The 14,954-nt window shown below is 65.8% G+C and carries 14 protein-coding genes and 1 pseudogene; 7 read left to right on the forward strand and 8 right to left on the reverse strand.

Annotated features, from left to right (window positions below; all coding sequences use genetic code 11):
• Window positions 1–133, forward strand: a pseudogene (locus tag FEZ61_RS24480) (IS110 family transposase); the annotation flags it as partial.
• 200 nt (window positions 134–333) lie between these two features.
• Here FEZ61_RS24480 and FEZ61_RS19095 read toward each other — a convergent pair.
• From FEZ61_RS19095 to FEZ61_RS19105, 3 genes are read right to left on the reverse strand one after another with little or no spacing between them, the layout of a single operon-like run.
• Window positions 334–1,383 (reverse strand): alkene reductase, encoded by a 1,050-nt coding sequence (locus FEZ61_RS19095; protein WP_017639107.1) that lies wholly within the window; start codon window positions 1,381–1,383, stop codon window positions 334–336.
• 15 nt (window positions 1,384–1,398) lie between these two features.
• Window positions 1,399–2,562, reverse strand: coding sequence for an MFS transporter (locus FEZ61_RS19100; RefSeq protein WP_173150034.1), 1,164 nt, complete (start codon window positions 2,560–2,562; stop codon window positions 1,399–1,401).
• Between the two features lie 16 nt (window positions 2,563–2,578).
• The gene (locus FEZ61_RS19105) at window positions 2,579–2,869 is read right to left on the reverse strand and encodes a metalloregulator ArsR/SmtB family transcription factor (RefSeq protein ID WP_068382959.1); all 291 of its coding nucleotides are present in this window, start codon (window positions 2,867–2,869) and stop codon (window positions 2,579–2,581) included.
• Window positions 2,870–3,087: 218 nt separating this feature from the next.
• Here FEZ61_RS19105 and FEZ61_RS19110 point away from each other — a divergent pair, with 218 nt between their 5' ends.
• The 4 genes from FEZ61_RS19110 (at window position 3,088) to FEZ61_RS19125 (ending at window position 8,884) form a co-directional block, all read left to right on the forward strand.
• On the forward strand, window positions 3,088–3,783 hold the full coding sequence (locus FEZ61_RS19110; protein ID WP_064307523.1) for an OmpA family protein: 696 nt from the start codon (window positions 3,088–3,090) through the stop codon (window positions 3,781–3,783).
• 250 nt (window positions 3,784–4,033) lie between these two features.
• A complete protein-coding gene (locus FEZ61_RS19115; protein ID WP_173150037.1) occupies window positions 4,034–6,172 on the forward strand; it encodes an EAL domain-containing protein in 2,139 nt (712 codons plus the stop codon).
• A gap of 158 nt (window positions 6,173–6,330) precedes the next feature.
• Window positions 6,331–7,485 (forward strand): phosphatidylserine/phosphatidylglycerophosphate/cardiolipin synthase family protein, encoded by a 1,155-nt coding sequence (locus tag FEZ61_RS19120; protein WP_017639112.1) that lies wholly within the window; start codon window positions 6,331–6,333, stop codon window positions 7,483–7,485.
• Between the two features lie 94 nt (window positions 7,486–7,579).
• Window positions 7,580–8,884, forward strand: coding sequence for an acyltransferase (locus FEZ61_RS19125; protein ID WP_082900390.1), 1,305 nt, complete (start codon window positions 7,580–7,582; stop codon window positions 8,882–8,884).
• On the opposite strand, the gene FEZ61_RS19130 is transcribed toward FEZ61_RS19125, so the two are convergent.
• Both FEZ61_RS19130 and FEZ61_RS19135 read right to left on the reverse strand, forming a co-directional pair.
• On the reverse strand, window positions 8,859–9,227 hold the full coding sequence (locus tag FEZ61_RS19130) for an antibiotic biosynthesis monooxygenase (RefSeq protein ID WP_017639114.1): 369 nt from the start codon (window positions 9,225–9,227) through the stop codon (window positions 8,859–8,861). The two genes, FEZ61_RS19125 and FEZ61_RS19130, sit on opposite strands and share 26 nt — an antisense overlap.
• 73 nt (window positions 9,228–9,300) lie before the next feature.
• Window positions 9,301–9,702, reverse strand: a complete 402-nt coding sequence (locus tag FEZ61_RS19135) for a ketosteroid isomerase-related protein (RefSeq protein ID WP_017639115.1) — start codon at window positions 9,700–9,702, stop codon at window positions 9,301–9,303.
• Between the two features lie 105 nt (window positions 9,703–9,807).
• Between FEZ61_RS19135 and FEZ61_RS19140 the strand changes: the two genes are divergently transcribed.
• The gene (locus FEZ61_RS19140; protein ID WP_173150039.1) at window positions 9,808–10,395 is read left to right on the forward strand and encodes a GNAT family N-acetyltransferase; all 588 of its coding nucleotides are present in this window, start codon (window positions 9,808–9,810) and stop codon (window positions 10,393–10,395) included.
• The gene (locus FEZ61_RS19145) at window positions 10,392–11,276 is read left to right on the forward strand and encodes a carbon-nitrogen hydrolase family protein (protein ID WP_173150041.1); all 885 of its coding nucleotides are present in this window, start codon (window positions 10,392–10,394) and stop codon (window positions 11,274–11,276) included. The genes FEZ61_RS19140 and FEZ61_RS19145 overlap by 4 nt, the downstream gene beginning before the upstream one ends.
• A gap of 46 nt (window positions 11,277–11,322) precedes the next feature.
• Here FEZ61_RS19145 and FEZ61_RS19150 read toward each other — a convergent pair whose 3' ends face one another.
• The 3 genes from FEZ61_RS19150 to FEZ61_RS19160 all read right to left on the reverse strand — a co-directional run bounded on the left by FEZ61_RS19150 (window position 11,323) and on the right by FEZ61_RS19160 (window position 14,937).
• Window positions 11,323–12,843, reverse strand: a complete 1,521-nt coding sequence (locus tag FEZ61_RS19150; protein ID WP_017639118.1) for a fumarate hydratase — start codon at window positions 12,841–12,843, stop codon at window positions 11,323–11,325.
• 230 nt (window positions 12,844–13,073) lie between these two features.
• Complete coding sequence (locus FEZ61_RS19155; RefSeq protein ID WP_064307527.1) at window positions 13,074–14,048, reverse strand: D-glycerate dehydrogenase; 975 nt, start codon at window positions 14,046–14,048, stop codon at window positions 13,074–13,076.
• Window positions 14,049–14,073: 25 nt separating this feature from the next.
• On the reverse strand, window positions 14,074–14,937 hold the full coding sequence (locus FEZ61_RS19160) for a TIGR01459 family HAD-type hydrolase (protein ID WP_173150043.1): 864 nt from the start codon (window positions 14,935–14,937) through the stop codon (window positions 14,074–14,076).
• Window positions 14,938–14,954: the final 17 nt, after the last annotated feature.

Consider the following 14,954-nt stretch of genomic DNA (forward strand, 5'->3'; position numbering starts at 1 on the left):
GCTGTATGAACGACTACTGGCACGCGGCAAAGCCCGAATGAGCGCCTTGGGCGCTGCCATGCGCAAACTGCTGCAGATCGCCTATGGCGTGCTCAAGACGCAGCGACCTTATCAACCACGACAGGCCCTTTAGAGGACCTGTTGTGATTGATGGGAGAGATGGTATCTACGGTTGATGCCGGGACGTTAGGGGCATCACTGCCATGACGGTCCGCCGATGCAGTCGCTCCTACAGGTTCAGACATTACCGTAGGAGCGGCCCATGGCCGCGATAAACCTGAATCCCCATGAAAAAGCCCGCCAATCGGCGGGCTTTTCTTGTCGGCGGGAAAATTACAGCCGCGGATAGTCGATGTAGCCGACCGGCCCCTTGCTGTAGAAGGTATCCGGGTGCGGCTCATTGAGCGGGGCATCCTGCTCCAGGCGTTGCGGCAGGTCCGGGTTGGCGATGAAGGGCACGCCGAAAGCCACGGCATCGGCCTTGCCTTCGTCCAGCCAGGCATTGGCCTTGGCCTTGTCGAACTTCTCGTTGGCGATGTAGACGCCGCCGAAGGCCGCCTTGAGGTCCGGGCCCAGGCTGTCGCTGCCGGCCGCTTCGCGAATGCAGATGAAGGCGACCTGGCGCTGGCCCAGTTCGCGGGCGACATGGCCAAAGGTGGCGGCGGGGTCGCTGTCGCCCATGGTGTGCATGTCGCCACGGGTGGACAGGTGCACGCCGACGCGATCGGCGCCCCAGACGTCGATGCAGGCGTCGGTCACTTCCAGCAGCAGCCGGGCACGATTCTCGATGGAGCCACCGTAGTTGTCGGTGCGCTGGTTGGTGTCGCTCTGCAGGAACTGGTCGAGCAGATAGCCGTTGGCTCCGTGGACCTCGACGCCATCGAAGCCGGCGCGCTTGGCGTTCTCGGCGCCATGGCGATAGGCGGCGACGATGCCGGGGATCTCGGCAGTTTCCAGTGCCCGCGGGGTGACATAGTCACGCTTGGGGCGCAGCAGGCTGACGTGGCCCTGGGCGGCGATGGCGCTCGGCGCCACCGGCAGTTCGCCGTCGAGGTAGCGGGGGTCGGAGATGCGGCCCACATGCCAGAGTTGCAGCACGATGCGGCCACCGGCCTTGTGCACGGCAGTGGTCACCCGTTGCCAGCCGGCCACCTGGGCGTCGGACCAGATGCCGGGGGTGTCGGGATAACCCACGCCCATGGGATCTACCGAGGTAGCCTCGGTGATGATCAGGCCGGCGGATGCGCGTTGCACGTAGTACTCGACCATCAGATCGCCCGGAACCCGGCCCGGTTCGGCGCGGCAGCGGGTGAGGGGCGCCATGATGACGCGGTTGGGCAGTTCCAGGGCGCCGATCTTGATCGGCTCGAACAGCTGAGTCATGGCTAGCTCTCTTGATTAGCTGGCGGTCGCCAGGCCGCTCTTGCGGGCCTGGCTGGCGGTCAGCAGGGTGGCGATGAGGGCCAGCAGGGCGAGCCCGCTGGCGGCGAGGGGTACCGCGGTAAGACCCAGACCGTGGTCGATCACCAGGCCGCCGACCCAGGCGCCAAGGGCATTGCCCACGTTGAAGGCGCCGATGTTGAGGGTCGAGACCAGATTCGGCGCGTCCTTGCCAAAGGTGACCACGTTGATCTGCAGGGCCGGTACGGCGGCGAAGGCGGCCGCGGCCCAGAGGAAGAGGGTGATCTCGGCGGGCAGGAAGGCCTGGCCGGTCCAGCGCAGGGCGGCGGAGGTCAGCGCCAGGGCGACGAAGATGCCCACCAGGCTGGTGGCCAGGCGCCAGTCGGCCAGCCGACCGCCGATGAAGTTGCCCAGGGTCAGGCCCAGGCCGATCAACAGCAGGGTGCCGGTGACGCCACGGGGCGAGACGCCGGTGACCTCCTGCAGCAGCGGCGCGACATAGGTGAAGAGGGCGAACATGGAGGCGGCGAAGAACACTGTCATCGACAGCGCCAACCAGAAGCCCAGGCCGCTCAGGGCGAGCAACTCCCGGCGCAGGTCGGCGCGCGGCTGGTTGTGATCGGTGGGCAGGACCCGCCAGAGTCCGATCAGGGCGACCACGCCGATCACCACCACCGCCCAGAAGGTCGAGCGCCAGCCGGCGGCCTGTCCGAGGGCGGTGCCCAGGGGCACGCCCAGTACATTGGCCAGGGTCAGGCCGGTGAACATCAGGGCCACCGCCGAGGCGCGGCGATTCTCCGGCACCAGGCTCGCGGCCACCACGGCGCCGATGCCAAAGAAGGCACCGTGGCAGAGCGCCGTGACCACCCGGGCCAGCATCAGCATGTTGTAGCCACTGGCCACCGCGCAGAGCAGGTTGCCGACGATGAAGATGCCCATCAGGGCGAGGAGGGCGCGCTTGCGCGGCCAGTGGGCCGTGGCCAGCGCCATGAAGGGCGCGCCGACGGCCACGCCCAAGGCATAGCCGGTGACCAGCCAGCCGGCGCTAGGGATGGACACGCCGAGATCGGCGGCGACGTTGGGCAGCAGCCCCATGATGACGAATTCGGTGGTGCCGATGGCGAAAGCGCTCAGCGCCAGCACGATGAGGGAAGCGGGCATCAGGATTCCTTGCAGACTAGAGTTCGCGAGCGAGACGTTGCAGAAAGGCCTGAATGGCGGCCTCGTCGCGTTGGTAGAACACCCATTGGCCGATGCGCCGCGTGGTGACCAGGCCGGCACGGGTCAATACGGCCAGATGCGCCGAGACCGTGGACTGCGACAGGCCGGCGCGTGCCTCGATCTGCCCGGCGCAGACGCCCGTCCCCAGGTCGTGTTCCTGGTGCGGAAAATACTGCTGGGGATCACGCAGCCAGCCCAGGATCTGACAGCGCAGGGGATTAGCCAGGGCCTTGAGGATCTCGTCCATCGCAGTCGTATCGTCATATTGGGTTGTACCGAACCTTAGATCGCAAAAAACCGATATGCAAGCTATCTATCTTCGATTCTGGCTATCGTGGGCTTAGAGGCTCACTATCGCGATAAGTGTCCGCGCCTACCGCCTCGTTCAGTTGCGATTCAGATCACATAGCTAGAATTGCCAGGAGCGGCCCTTGTCCGCCGCGATGGATTTCAAGGAGTAAAGACATGGCGCTGCCAACCCGTATCCTTCTTGCCAGCCTGGCCCTGGCCACCCTGGCTGGATGCGCATCCCCCAATCCCTACGAAAACCAGGGTCAGGCCAGCGGTGGCACCTCCAAGACCGCCAAATACGGCGGCCTGGGTGCCTTGGCCGGTGCCGTCGCCGGTGCCGCCATTGATCACAACCATCGGGGCAAGGGCGCGCTGATCGGCGCCGCTGCGGTGGGCGCAGCCGCTGCCGGCTACGGTTACTACGCCGATCGCCAGGAAGCCGAATTGCGTCGGCAGATGGAAAATACCGGTGTCGAGGTGCAGCGTCAGGGCGATGACATCAAGCTGATCATGCCGGGCAACATCACCTTCGCCACCGATTCCGCCGATATCGCCAACAGCTTCTACAAGCCGCTGAACGATCTGGCCAATTCCTTCAAGCAGTTCGATCAGAACAGCATCGAGATCGTCGGCTACACCGACAGCACCGGCAGCCGCGCCCACAACGTCGAACTGTCCCAGCGCCGCGCCCAGAATGTCGCCGGCTACCTGACCGCCCAGGGCGTACCCACGGCGCGGTTGAGCACCCGTGGCGCCGGTCCCGATGCGCCCATCGCCAGCAATGCCACCGCCGATGGTCGGGCGCAGAATCGCCGCGTCGAGGTCAATCTGCGTCCCCTGCCCGGCGCTACTGGCACCCCCGCGCAGTAACAACCGCTCGTCGCCCGCGACCCGCAGTTTCCGCACCTTGGTGAAGGGTTGCGGAAACTGCTTTTTCATTTTGCGCTCTGATAGACGTCGCGAAGGCCCCCTCCTGTCAAATTGCAGGCGGCAGGTGTCTGTCCGGCTGCTACGCTAGTAGGGTTGGAGCGACACATCGCATAACGGACACGAAGGGAAGGGGTAGCCAGCCGCGCATGGCTGCTGCACGGCGGCAGACGCCGCGGGGAGAAGAGGCTTGATGGAGTGCCCGTTGCCGCAGACAGAACAAGGCCCGGTGTTGCTGGTGGTCGACGACCGCCAGGAGAACTTGTTCGCCATGCAGGCCGTACTGGAGGTCGGGAACTGGCGGGTGATCACCGCCGCCTCGGGTGAGCGTGCCCTGCAATACCTGCTGGACGAAACCGTGGACCTGGTCCTGCTCGACGTCCAGATGCCGATCATGGACGGCTTCGAGGTGGCGCGCATCATGCGCAGCAACCTGCGCACCCGCTTCACGCCGATCATCTTCGTCTCCGCTGAAGCCCACTCCTACGAGTCGGTGCTGCGTGGCTATGCCACCGGTGCGGTGGACTACCTGCTCAAGCCCGTCGATCCCAACATCCTCAGGCACAAGGTACGCTCGCTGCTCGATCACGAGCGCAATCGCCGCGAGTTGCTGCAGGCCACCCAGCAGCTGGAGCTGGCCAAGTCGTTCAGCGACTCGCTGCTCGACAACGCCGCCGAGGGCATCCTCACCGTCAACGAGCAGGGTCGGGTGACCTTCGCCAACGCCGCCATCGCTCGCATGTTGAGATGCAGCGTCAGCGACCTGGTACACGCCAACTTTCTCGACTTCCTCGAAGGCGGCAGCGGTCTCGACGACTGGCAGACCTCGCCTTTCATGGAGCACTACGACCGCCGCGAGACCTATCGCCTGCACGACGCGCGCCTACGTACCAACCGCGGCGACAGCCTGCCGGTGGCGCTGTCCTGTGCGCCGCTGCCACGCATGCAACGGGCCATGGTCATCATCGCCCTGGACATGTCGCGCATGCGCGAGTTGCAGGACCAATTGGAATCCCAGGCCGTCACCGATGCCCTGACCGGCCTGCTCAATCGCCGCGGCTTCAACCAGACGCTGGAAGCGGCGCTGGCGCGTAGCGGCCGCAACGGCAAGCGCATGGCCGTGCTCTACATCGATCTCGATGGCTTCAAGCGCATCAACGATTCCCTCGGCCACGAAGCGGGTGACCGGGTGCTGTGCATCGTCGCCGAGCAGCTCAAGAGCTGCATGCGGCCCTACGACATCCTGGCGCGCATGGGCGGCGACGAATTCACCGCACTGCTCGATTCCCTGGAGCATCCCGAGGATGCCGCCCGGGTCGCCGAGAAGCTGCTGGAGTTGCTGGCCACGGTGCATCGCATCGACGGCATGGAGGTCAGCCTGGGCGCCAGCATCGGCATCGCCAGCTATCCCGACTGCGGCCACACCGTGGACGGCCTGTTGCGCTCGGCCGACATCGCCATGTACGAGGCCAAGCGTGGCGGTCGTCAGCAATACCGTTTCTTCTCGCCGGAAATGAATGGCCGTGCCCGTTCCCGGCTGATGCTCGAAGAAAGCGTGCGCAATGCCATCGACAACAAGGATTTCGTGCTCGCCTACCAGCCGCAGGTCTATCTGCGCGACGGTCGCCTGCGTGGCTTCGAGGCGTTGCTGCGCTGGGAGCACACGGTGGCCGGCAAGGTCTCGCCCAGTGTCTTCATCCCGCTGCTGGAAGAGACCCGGCTGATCAACCGCATCGGTGACTGGATCTTCCGCGAAGGCGCGACCAAGCTGCAGTCCCTGCAGGAGATCTATGGCGACGAACTGCTGCTGAGCATCAACCTCAGCCCGGTGCAATTCGGCATGCCGCAACTGACGGAGAGTCTGCGCCAGATCATCGAGACCCACCAGCTGCGGCCCGAGCAGCTGGAAATCGAGGTGACCGAATCGGCACTGATGCACGACATCGACTACACCCGGGCGCAGCTGTCACAACTGCGGGCGCTGGGCGTGCGTATCGCGGTGGACGACTTCGGCACCGGCTATTCTTCGCTGGCCTATCTGCGTCACTTCGAACTGGATACCCTCAAGATCGATCAGCTGTTCATTGCCAACATGCTGGATTCCTCGCGCGATGCCGCCATCGTCAGCACCATCCTCGAACTGGGCCGCAACCTGGATCTGGAGGTCATCGCCGAAGGGGTGGAGACCCTGGAACAGCGCGATTGGCTGCTTGAGCATGGTTGCGAGATCATGCAAGGCTTCCTGGTTTCCCGGCCATTGAGCGCCGAGCTGACCGGACGCTTCCCGCAGCAGGTGGACTGGATCTCCCGGCGCCCCGAGCCGACGCTCTAGGCGCGCCGCCGTCCATCGGCGCAGGCCGTCGGGCAGGCGGCGTGCCAGGGCTGGCGAGACTTTCCAGGCCGGCACTCGCCAGCCAAACCACGACCGCCACTGAACGAACCTTCGTCCGCGCCTTCTTATGCAATGGCCACAGGCACGGAGTAGGAAGCATGCGGGGCGCCGTCTTTCCATGGCGGGAAAACAACAGGTTCGAATTGCTGGTGGACGGCGGTCGGTTCTTTCCGGCCATGCTCGAATCCATCGCTGGCGCCAGTCGCCAGATCGATGTCGAACTCTATCTGGTGGAAGCCGGCAGTTGCTCCGAGCAGCTGCTCGTGGCGCTGACCGAGGCGGCCCGCCGGGGCGTCGTGGTGCGCTGCCTGTTCGACGGCTTCGGTACCCTGCGGATGGACGCCGGTTTGCGCCGCCAGCTGGAAGAGGCGGGCGCCGAGCTGCGGCTCTTCAATCCCGTGCGCTTCGGCCATGGCTTGCACAACCTGCACCGCGATCATCGCAAGATCTTCGTCATCGACGGCGAAGAGGCCTTTGTCGGTGGCAGCGGCGCGACCGATGACTTCTGGGATCCGGCCAAGAGCGACTGCAATTGGCACGAGGTGATGGTGCGTATCCAGGGTCCGCTGGTGGCGGACTGGCTGGCCCTGTTCGAGCGGCAATGGGAAGCGGTCCGTCGCCGCCGCGCCTGGAAGCCGCGACCGCGGCGGGGACGCGAGCGTCCACCGCCGCCGCCCGTTGCCCAGGAAGGGCAGGGCCGGGTCGCCTATGCCGATGCCCGCCAGCACCGCGACATCCTGCAGGCGCTGATCCGCGCCCTGGTGGGTGGTCAGGAGCGCATCTGGTTCGCTACACCCTACTTTCTGCCGACCTGGCGCGTGCGCTGGGCCTTGCGGCGCGCGGCGCGGCGCGGCGTCGACGTGCGCCTGTTGCTCACCGGTCGCCATACCGACAATCCGCCGGTGCGCTTCGCCGGGCAGCGCTACTACCGCAGCCTGTTGCGCGCGGGCGTGCGCATCTACGAATACCAGCCCAGGTTCATCCACGCCAAGATGGTGCTGGTGGACCACTGGGTCAGCGTCGGCTCCTGCAATTTCGATCACTGGAATCTGAGATTCAACCTGGAGGCCAATGTCGAGGCGGTGGATCGCGGTCTGAGCCAGGCGGTGGCGGCCAGCTTCGTCAAGGATTTCGCCCAGAGCCGCGAGATCACCCTGGAATTCTGGCGCAGCCGTCCCTGGTGGCGACGGGCGCGCGAGTGGCTGTGGGGTTCGCTGGATCGCCTGGTGATCGGTGTACTGGGGCGCGGTTAGCAGCCCCGGTGGTCAGGTGCGGGTAACATAACCGATCCGGTGCAGTAGGCCGGACCCATCGTCCCGCGGACGAGGCCAGACGAGTAACGCCTTAGTGCAGACTTTAGATAAACACCGCTTCATCGGTCTGGAGTGGCTCAGGTTCCTGATGGGTTTCTATGTGGTCGTCTACCACACCATCCATTTCTATCCCGAGCGCAAGACCATCCCCCTGCTGGACGAGATCACCAGTATGGGCTTCTTCGCCACCAGCACCTTCTTCGTGCTCTCCGGCTTTCTGCTCGCCCATGTCTATTGCGGCCGTGGCAGCCTGCGCGAGCCGGCGCGCAGCTTCTGGGTCAAGAGGTTCGCCAACCTCTATCCGATCCATATCTTCGCGCTGCTGCTGGCGATGGCGGTGGTGACCTGGATCGGCAGCCTCGGCATACCGCCGGGTGCAGCCACGGCCAGCATCCGCTTCGTGGTGTTCGACACCAACGAGCCCCTGGCACGGACCAACCCCGAGCTGTTCCAGCACTTCATGACCAACGTGGAGCTGGCCTTCAACGCCGTGCTGCAACTGTTCATGCTGCAGGCCTGGAATCCCTACTATCTCACCTTCAATGCGCCGCTCTGGTCGATCTCGGCGCTGTTCTTCTTCTATCTGACCTTTCCCAAGCTGGCACCGCGGCTGATGACCAGCGAACGTCCCTGGCAGCTGTTGCTGCTGGTCTGGGCGCTCTATCTGATCCCGCCGCTGCTGGTGATCGCCAACCAGAACTACGGCATGCCTTTCACCGGCCTCCTGCAGCGGGTGCCCTTGTTCCGTTTGCCGGAGTTTCTCGCCGGCATCCTGCTGTATGCCATCTTTCGCCGCCAGTACGAGCGAGGCTGGGCACCGTCGGAGCGGCAGCGGGTGCTCTTGGCGAGCTACCTGGTCCTGAGCTTCGCCCTGGGTACGGCACTGTTCACCCATGGGCCCAAGTTCTGGTACTTCCTGTTCCATAACGGCCTGTTCCTGCCGTCGCAACTGATCCTGGTCTACCTGGCCGCGCTGGCTCAGGAGCCGGCCAGTGAGCGCATCCGCCACTGGTCGCCGCGGCTGGGCGCGGCCTCGCTGTCGATGTTCGCCCTGCACGTGCCCCTGTCGGGCATCTACATGACCCTGGAGCAGCTGATCGGCGGCGATCTTAAAGCCTGTCTCAGCGGTAATCGCGAGGTCTGCATCGCCGCCGCCGGGGCCTATACCAATTCCATCGAATGGTATTGGCTGTTCCTGCTGGCGGTGGTGGTGCTCTGCGTGCTGTTCCAGGAGCGGCTGGTGGTGCCGACCCGCAAGCGCATTCTTAAGGTGCTGCTGCCGCGTCTGGCGCCGCCGCAGCAGCCGCCCCAGGCTAGCGGCGGAAGCCTGCGGCCATGACGAAGAAGCGGGCGTTCAGCGCCGCCAGCGGCTCGCGTAGCTGCTCCAGCTGATCGGCCGCGCCGAATACCTCGAAGCGTTCCAGGGTGGCGATGGCCTGGGCCTGTTCCAGCAGATCGCCGACGTTGTCCAGGTGGGCCAGCAGCGCCTGGGCATCGCGGTAGCCCTCGCGGCAACGCGCCGTGGCGCCGTCGTAGCAGAAACCGTAGTAGAGGCAGCCGGGTTCGCTCTGGGTGCGCTGCAGCATGGCCTCGCCCAGGCGCTTGAAGGCCTCGACCTGATCGGGCTGGATGGCGAAGACGGGGGCCAGGCTGCAGACGGAATCGCTGGGAAGGGTGGGCATGGAAACTCCTGGGTCAGGGGTGGTCTCCATGCGACTCCTGCCGGCGGGCAGTGCTCCCGTCAACTGACGGACGTCAGCCGCCGACCTGGGCGATCCAGTCGTTGAGGTTGTAGTAGTTGGTCACCCGCGCCACCTTGCCGTCGCGGATCTCGAAGAAGGCCCCCACCGGCAGGCGATAGGTCTGGCCGCTGGCCGGTGGCAGGCCTTCGTCGCTGGCCAAGTACTCGCCATGGATGACGAATTCGGCGGCGGCGCGGCGCCCGCTGGGTTCGGCCATAACGACCAAATCGGTCAGGCGTTCGCGATAGCAGCGATTCATGTGCGCCATGAAGGCTGCGAAGGCGGCCTTGCCCACCTGACGCTCGCCCTGGTTGATGTCGTGGACCACATCCTCGGTGAGCAACTCCAGAAAGATGTCCATATCGCCGGCATTGAAGGCGGCGTAGTAGGCGTCGATGAGGTCGGTCGTGGTCATGGCGGTTCCTGTCGTGGACGAAAAAATGGCTTTGCCCGCACATGGTAGGGTGCCGCTACGAAGCCGACATAGCCATTCACGTCTCCTGCTTAACCAGAAGAGTCCATGGACATCCAACTCCTCCACGGCGCTGCCATCACCCCGCTGATTCCCGAACTCGCCGAATTGCGCATCGCGGTCTTTCGCGAGTTTCCCTATCTCTACGACGGCACCCTGGACTACGAATCCCGCTATCTGCAGACCTATGCGGAGGCGCCGGACAGCCTTTGCGTGTTGGTTCGCGATGCCGGGCGGGTGGTGGGCGCCGCGACCGCCTTGCCGCTGGCGGACGAGACCGCGGAGTTCCAGCAGCCCTTCCGCGCCCAGGGCTGGCCACTAGAGCGGATTTACTATTTCGGTGAGTCCCTGCTGCTACCGGCCTACCGCGGCCAGGGACTCGGCCGGCGCTTCTTCGCCGAGCGCGAGGCCCGCGCACGGCAGCTGGGGCGCTTCGCCTGGTGTGCCTTTTGCGCCGTGCAGCGCCCGGACGACCATCCGCGCCGTCCGGTGGGGTATCGACCCTTGCACGGTCTTTGGCGTGGCGAGGGCTTCGTCGAGCATCCAGAATTGCTGGCCTACTACCTCTGGCAGGATCTCGACGAGACGGCCGAATCGCCTAAGCCCATGACCTTCTGGCTCAAGGAGTTGCCATGATCCGCCTCGCCGCCTGCCAATACGCCATCGAATTGCTGGAGACCTGGGACGCCTATGCCGCGCACCTCACAGAACTCTGCGAGGTCGCCGCCGCCAGGGGTAGCCAACTCCTGCTGCTGCCCGAATACGCCGGCCTGGTGCTCGGCGGCCAGCTGCCTCCTGGCGAGCGCAGCGACCTGCAGGGCTCCATTGCCGGCATCCAGCCCTTGATCCCGGCCTGGCGCGACCTCTGCGAAGACCTCGCACGCCGGCTGCAGCTCTACCTGCAACCCGGCTCGTTGCCGGTCCTCGACGACGACGGCCGGTATCGCAACCGGGCCTGGCTGTTTGGTCCCGAAGGCTGCCTGGGCCATCAGGACAAGCTGATGATGACCCGCTTCGAGCGGGAGGAGTTTCACATCGTCGGCGGCCGCGAAGGCCTGCGGACGTTCGATACGGCCCTGGGTCGACTCGGCATCCTGATCTGCTACGACAGCGAATACCCGCTGCTGGGCCGTCATCTGGCCGACGCGGGCGCGGACCTGATTCTGGTGCCGAGTTGCACCGATACCGTCGCCGGCTTTCACCGAGTACGGATCGGTGCCCAGGCCCGGGCGCTGGAGAGCCAGGTCGCCGTCTTGCAGTCGCCAACGGTAGGTTTGGCGCCCTGGTCGCCGGCATTGGACGAAAATGTCGGTCGGGCCGGCCTCTTCGTCCCGCCGGATCGTGGCATGCCCGCGGACGGCGTGATCGCCCAGAGCGCAGAACTCTGTCCAGACGTCAGCCAGTGGCTCTATGCCGACCTCGATCTGGACGAGGTGCGGCAGGTGCGGACCCATGGCCAGGTGTTCATCCGTCGCGACTGGCCGGAGCAGTGGCAGGTACTGGAACCCAGGCGCTGAATGAAAAAAGCCCAGCACTGGGCTGGGCTTTTTCGTCGGGCGGCGTTTAGATCTCGACGGCGAGGCTGTCGGCGATCTTCTTCTGCCACAGCTGCGGACCGGTGATGTGCACCGATTCGCCACGGGTGTCCACGGCCACGGTCACCGGCATGTCCTTCACCTCGAACTCATAGATGGCTTCCATCCCCAGTTCCGGGAAGGCCAGCACCTGGGCGCCCTTGATGGCCTGGGCCACCAGGTAGGCGGCGCCGCCCACGGCCATCAGATACACCGCCTTGTGGTCCTTGATCGCCTCGATGGCGATGGGGCCGCGCTCGGACTTGCCGATCATGCCCAGCAGGCCGGTCTGGTCGAGGATCTGACGGGTGAACTTGTCCATGCGGGTCGCCGTGGTAGGACCGGCCGGGCCGACCACCTCGTCGCCCACCGGATCGACCGGGCCGACGTAGTAGATGAAGCGGCCCTTGAGGTCCACCGGCAGCGACTCGCCCTTGTTGAGCATGTCGACCATGCGCTTGTGGGCGGCATCGCGACCGGTGAGCATCTTGCCGTTGAGCAGCACGGTCTCGCCCGGCTGCCAGCTCTGCACCTCTTCCGGGGTCAGGGTGTCGAGGTCGACGCGACGAGCGCTCGGACCGGCTTCCCAGACGATTTCCGGATAGGCGTCCAGCGGCGGGGCTTCCAGGCTGGCGGGGCCGGAGCCGTCGAGCACGAAGTGGGCGTGACGGGTGGCGGCGCAGTTGGGGATCATGCACACCGGCAGGGAGGCGGCGTGGGTCGGGTAATCCTTGATCTTGACGTCCAGTACCGTGGTCAGGCCGCCCAGGCCCTGGGCACCGATGCCCAGCTGGTTGACCTTGTCGAAGATCTCCAGGCGCAGCTCTTCCAGACGATTCTGCGGGCCGCGGGCCTTGAGCTCATGGATGTCGATCTCGTCCATCAGCGATTCCTTGGCCAGCACCGCGGCCTTCTCGGCGGTGCCGCCGATGCCGATGCCCAGCATGCCCGGCGGGCACCAGCCGGCGCCCATGGTCGGCACGGTCTTGAGCACCCAGTCGACGATGGAGTCGGACGGGTTGAGCATGGCCATCTTCGACTTGTTCTCGGAGCCGCCGCCCTTGGCCGCGACGTCGATCTCCACGGTGTTACCGGGAACGATCTGGTAGTGGATCACCGCCGGGGTGTTGTCCTTGGTGTTCTTGCGGGCACCGGCCGGGTCGGCCAGGATCGAGGCGCGCAGGACGTTTTCCGGCAGGTTATAGGCGCGACGGACGCCCTCGTTGATCATCTCGTCCAGGCTCAGGGTGGCGCCGTCCCAGCGCACGTCCATGCCGACCTTGGCGAAGACGGTGACGATGCCGGTGTCCTGGCAGATCGGCCGATGGCCGGTGGCGCACATCCGCGAGTTGATCAGGATCTGGGCGATGGAGTCGCGCGCGGCGGCGGATTCTTCGCGCAGGTAGGCCTCGTGCATGGCCTGGATGAAATCGACGGGGTGGTAATAGGAGATGAACTGCAGGGCGTCGGCAACGCTCTGGATCAGGTCATCCTGCTTGATCACGGTCATGTACGCGCTCCTCTTGGCGGTTTCTTGCGTCTCGACCACGGGCGGTGGCGAGACGGGCGCGCAATTCGGGTCGCACGGACCGGGCCGCGAAGGGGCCCGATCGGAGGGGTGGCCTGACACACTGAGAGAGGCCCACCCGGCCAGGGCGGCCGACCCGAGAGCGGCGCGGCAGTATAGCCTTTAAGCGGCCGGACGGCACGCCGCCTGGGCTGGCGGTGGGCGATCAGCGCCTAGCGGTGGTCCAGGGCGGCGGGATTGACCAGATCGGAGGGGCGCTCGCCGGTGAGGGCCGCGATCAGATTGTCTACCGCGCGCTCTGCCATGGCGTAGCGGGTCTCGTGGGTGGCCGAGCCGATGTGCGGCAGGGTGACCACGTTGGGCAGCTCGAACAGCGGCGAGGCCTCCAGCGGTTCGCGGGTATAGACGTCCAGGCCCGCGCCACGGATCTGGCCACTGCGCAGCGCCTCGATCAGCGCCGCCTCGTCGATGACCGGGCCGCGCGCCAGGTTGATCAGGATGGCGCTGGACTTCATCAGGCCCAACTCGCGTGCCCCTATGAGTCCTTCGGTAGCGGCCGACAGGGGCACCACCAGGCAGACGAAGTCGGCTTCCCTGAGCAGCTCGTCCAGCTCGCGGCGCTGGGCACCCATCTGCTCTTCCAGCTCGGGCTTGGCACTGTTGGCGGTGTAGAGGATCGGCATGTCAAAGCCGAAGTGGCCACGCTTGGCGATGGCGGCGCCGATGCGACCGGCCCCGACGATGCCCAGGGTGCGGCCATGGATGTCGGTGCCGAAATGCTCTTCACCGATGCCCTTGCGCCAGAGGCCGGCCTTGACGAAGGCGTCCAGCTCCGGCACTCGTCGGGCGGCGCTCATCAGCAGGGTGAAGCCCAGGTCGGCGGTGGTGTCGGTCAATACGTCAGGGGTGTTGGTGAGCAGGATGCCGCGCTCGGTCAGGTAGTCCACGTCATAGCTGTCGTAGCCGACCGAAACGCTGGCGATGGCTTCCAGGGTGGTGGCCATCTCCAGTTCCTGCTCGCCGAGCTTGCGACTGGCTCCGATCAGGCCTTGGGCCTTGGCCGCGGAGGCGGCGAAGAGGTCGATGTTGGCACTGAAGGGGATCACCTCGACCGTGAAGTGCTGGCGCAGACGCTCCACCAGTTCTTCGGGCAGGCGGTTGAAGACCATTACGTGCTTCTTGCTCATCGATACCTCGGCGTACGGAAAAGGATTAGGCCAGACCGGCCGCGGCGAAGCGCGGGCGCTCGGGGTGTTGCCTGAGCAGCGGCTCGAGACCCTCGCGGGTCGGCTCCTGGTTGAAGCCCAGCCCAAGCGCCTCGCGGTGGATGCCGGTGGTAGCCAGCCAGAGGCAGTCGATACCTGCCGCCACTGCACCGGGCACATCGGTCACCAGGGAGTCGCCCACGAACAGCAGGTGCCTGGCACCCCGCTCGGCCAGCGCCCCTGCCGCGCAATGGAAGGCATAGGGATCGGGCTTGCCATACCAGGTAACCGCGCCGCCCAGGGCGGCGAAGCGATCCGCCAGCTTGCCGGCCGCATAGAAGGGTAGACCCCCGGACACCACGTTGCGATCCGGGTTGGCGCAGAGAAAAGGCTTGTCCAGGGCAGTCGCCAAGGGCGCGAAGCGGGTCTCCAGCTCGTCTTCCGGAAAGCTGCCGACGCCGAGGATGATGGCGGCCTGGTCGATATCCTCGACGAAACGCGCGCGGATCTCCGCGGGCCAGCCGACCTGGCCGGTGCCAGGACCGGACAGGTAGATGCCGCCTTCGCGAAATTGCGGATCCTGCTGAAAGGCGTCGATGGCCAACTGGCCCGAGGTGGTGATGCCGGCGAAGAGGTCGCGCGACACGCCCAGCTTGCCCAGCTCTTCGACCATGCCGTCTGCATCGCGCGAGGCATTGCTGAGGAACCACACCGGCTTGCCCTCGGTGGCGCGACGCTCCAGCCAGGCGCGAGCACCGGGAAAGGTCTCGTAGCCGTCGATCAGCACGCCCCAGAGGTCGAGGATGAAGCCGTCGTAGGCGGCCAGCGCCTCGTCCAGTTGAGCGAGGCGGAGCAGGGTGGGAGCGGTCATGCGGCGGATCCGATGGC

This window comes from Pseudomonas sp. MS15a(2019), from assembly GCF_013277805.1.
Taxonomy (GTDB): domain Bacteria; phylum Pseudomonadota; class Gammaproteobacteria; order Pseudomonadales; family Pseudomonadaceae; genus Chryseomonas; species Chryseomonas benzopyrenica.

Coding starts and splice junctions, on each gene's coding strand:
- FEZ61_RS19120 (WP_017639112.1), top strand. CDS start 6,331: ATGCGGGGCGCCGTCTTTCCATGGCGGGAAAACAACAGGTTCGAATTG.
- FEZ61_RS19110 (WP_064307523.1), top strand. CDS start 3,088: ATGGCGCTGCCAACCCGTATCCTTCTTGCCAGCCTGGCCCTGGCCACC.
- FEZ61_RS19145 (WP_173150041.1), top strand. CDS start 10,392: ATGATCCGCCTCGCCGCCTGCCAATACGCCATCGAATTGCTGGAGACC.
- FEZ61_RS19150 (WP_017639118.1), bottom strand. CDS start 12,843: ATGACCGTGATCAAGCAGGATGACCTGATCCAGAGCGTTGCCGACGCC.
- FEZ61_RS19115 (WP_173150037.1), top strand. CDS start 4,034: ATGGAGTGCCCGTTGCCGCAGACAGAACAAGGCCCGGTGTTGCTGGTG.
- FEZ61_RS19160 (WP_173150043.1), bottom strand. CDS start 14,937: ATGACCGCTCCCACCCTGCTCCGCCTCGCTCAACTGGACGAGGCGCTG.
- FEZ61_RS19140 (WP_173150039.1), top strand. CDS start 9,808: ATGGACATCCAACTCCTCCACGGCGCTGCCATCACCCCGCTGATTCCC.
- FEZ61_RS19130 (WP_017639114.1), bottom strand. CDS start 9,227: ATGCCCACCCTTCCCAGCGATTCCGTCTGCAGCCTGGCCCCCGTCTTC.
- FEZ61_RS19095 (WP_017639107.1), bottom strand. CDS start 1,383: ATGACTCAGCTGTTCGAGCCGATCAAGATCGGCGCCCTGGAACTGCCC.
- FEZ61_RS19155 (WP_064307527.1), bottom strand. CDS start 14,048: ATGAGCAAGAAGCACGTAATGGTCTTCAACCGCCTGCCCGAAGAACTG.
- FEZ61_RS19100 (WP_173150034.1), bottom strand. CDS start 2,562: ATGCCCGCTTCCCTCATCGTGCTGGCGCTGAGCGCTTTCGCCATCGGC.
- FEZ61_RS19105 (WP_068382959.1), bottom strand. CDS start 2,869: ATGGACGAGATCCTCAAGGCCCTGGCTAATCCCCTGCGCTGTCAGATC.
- FEZ61_RS19135 (WP_017639115.1), bottom strand. CDS start 9,702: ATGACCACGACCGACCTCATCGACGCCTACTACGCCGCCTTCAATGCC.